The organism is Streptomyces sp. FH025 (genome assembly GCF_017427025.1).
GTDB lineage: Bacteria > Actinomycetota > Actinomycetes > Streptomycetales > Streptomycetaceae > Kitasatospora.
Genome location: NZ_JAFLNG010000959.1, coordinates 1 through 2303, shown reverse-complemented (window position 1 = coordinate 2303; position 2303 = coordinate 1). Strand labels below are relative to the sequence as shown.

At 71.2% G+C, this 2303-nt stretch carries 2 protein-coding genes; both read left to right on the top strand.

Annotated elements, in window-relative coordinates; all coding sequences use genetic code 11:
* Positions 1-25: 25 nt before the first annotated feature.
* Positions 26-1387 carry an NADH-quinone oxidoreductase subunit NuoF gene (nuoF, locus tag J0670_RS36115; protein WP_207816939.1) on the top strand — a complete coding sequence of 454 codons (1362 nt, stop codon included), beginning with the start codon at positions 26-28 and terminating at the stop codon, positions 1385-1387.
* 2 nt (positions 1388-1389) lie between these two features.
* A partial coding sequence (locus tag J0670_RS36110; protein WP_307806851.1) for a 2Fe-2S iron-sulfur cluster-binding protein occupies positions 1390-2303 on the top strand: 914 nt, incomplete at its 3' end.

Here is a 2303-nt window from a genome sequence, read left to right as displayed (position 1 = left end):
CCGGCCAGGAAGGGAAGGAAGCGTGATGACCGCCGCCGAGCCGGCCGAGAAGCTGCTCACCCCCGTCCTCTCCGCCTCCTGGGACGACAGCCGCCCCTGGACCCTCGCCACCTACCGCCGCCACCAGGGCTACGAGGGCCTCAAGGCGGCCCTGGCGCTGCCCCCGGACGACGTGATCGCCCTGGTCAAGGACGCCGGCCTGCGCGGCCGCGGCGGCGCGGGCTTCCCCACCGGGATGAAGTGGCAGTTCATCCCGCAGAACGACGGCAAGCCGCACTACCTGGTGGTCAACGCGGACGAGTCCGAGCCGGGCACCTGCAAGGACATCCCGCTGCTGTTCGCCAACCCGCACGCGCTGATCGAGGGCATGATCATCGCCTCCTACGCGATCCGCTGCGACCACGCCTTCATCTACCTGCGCGGTGAGGTCGTCCCGGTGCTGCGCCGGCTGCACGCGGCGGTCGCCGAGGCGTACGAGGCCGGGCTGCTGGGCCGCGACATCCTCGGCTCCGGCGCGAACCTCGACATCACCGTGCACGCCGGCGCCGGCGCGTACATCTGCGGCGAGGAGACGGCGCTGCTGGATTCGCTGGAGGGCCGCCGCGGCCAGCCGAGGCTGCGGCCCCCGTTCCCGGCGGTGGCCGGCCTGTACGCCTGCCCGACGGTGGTCAACAACGTCGAGTCGATCGCCTCGGTGCCGTCGATCCTGGCCCGCGGCAAGGAGTGGTTCAAGGGCCTGGGCACCGAGAAGTCCCCGGGCTTCACGCTCTACTCGCTCTCCGGCCACGTCACCAACCCCGGCCAGTACGAGGCCCCGCTGGGCATCACCCTGCGCCAGCTGCTGGACCTCAGCGGCGGCATCCGGGCCGGGCACCGGCTGAAGTTCTGGACCCCGGGCGGCTCCTCCACCCCGATGTTCACCGAGGAGCACCTCGACGTCCCGCTGGACTACGAGGGCGTCGGCGCGGCCGGCTCGATGCTCGGCACCAAGGCGCTGCAGGTCTTCGACGAGACCACCTGCGTGGTGCGGGCGGTCACCCGCTGGACCGAGTTCTACGCCCACGAGTCCTGCGGCAAGTGCACCCCCTGCCGCGAGGGCACCTACTGGCTGGTCCAGCTGCTCAAGCGGATCGAGGCCGGCGAGGGCGTCGAGGGGGACCTGGAGAAGCTCCTCGACATCGCCGACAACATCAACGGCAAGTCCTTCTGCGCGCTGGGCGACGGCGCGGCCAGTCCGATCGTCTCCTCGCTCAAGTACTTCCGGGCCGAGTACGAGCAGCACCTGGCCGAGCGCCGCTGCCCGTTCGACCCGGCCGCCTCCACCGTCTGGGCCGACGGCCCCCGCCCCGGCCACCAGTCCGCCACCGAAAGGGAGGTGCACGCGTGACGATCACAGAGCCAACCGCCTCCACCGGAGGCGCGGGAGACACGGGAGACAAGCCCGTGGTCGAGCTGGTCACGCTCACCATCGACGGCGTCGAAGTCAAGGTCCCCAAGGGCACCTTGGTGATCCGGGCCGCCGAGACCATCGGCACCCAGATCCCGCGCTTCTGCGACCACCCGCTGCTGGACCCGGCCGGCGCCTGCCGGCAGTGCATCGTCGAGATCGAGGGCCAGCGCAAGCCGGTCGCCTCCTGCACCATCCCGGTGGCCGAGGGCATGGTGGTGCGCACCCAGCTCAGCTCCCCGGTGGCGGAGAAGGCGCAGCGCGGCGTGATGGAGCTGCTGCTGATCAACCACCCGCTGGACTGCCCGGTCTGCGACAAGGGCGGCGAGTGCCCGTTGCAGAACCAGGCGATGAGCAGCGGCGCGGCGGATTCCCGCTTCGAGGGCATGAAGCGCACCTACGAGAAGCCGGTGCCGATCAGCAGCCAGGTGCTGCTGGACCGGGAGCGCTGCGTGCTGTGCGCGCGGTGCACCCGTTTCTCGCAGCAGATCGCCGGGGACCCGTTCATCGACCTGGTGGAGCGCGGGGCGCTGCAGCAGGTGGGCACCGGGGAGGGGGACGACTTCGCGTCGTACTTCTCGGGGAACACGATCCAGATCTGCCCGGTGGGCGCGTTGACGTCGGCGGCGTACCGGTTCCGTTCGCGTCCGTTCGACCTGGTGTCCTCGCCGAGCGTGTGCGAGCACTGCTCGGCGGGTTGCGCGCAGCGCACCGACCACCGCCGGGGCAAGGTGCTGCGCCGGTTGGCGGGCGAGGATCCGGCGGTGAACGAGGAGTGGAACTGCGACAAGGGCCGGTTCGCCTTCCGGTACGCGCAGTCGCGGGACCGGTTGACGACTCCGCTGGTGCGCGAGGA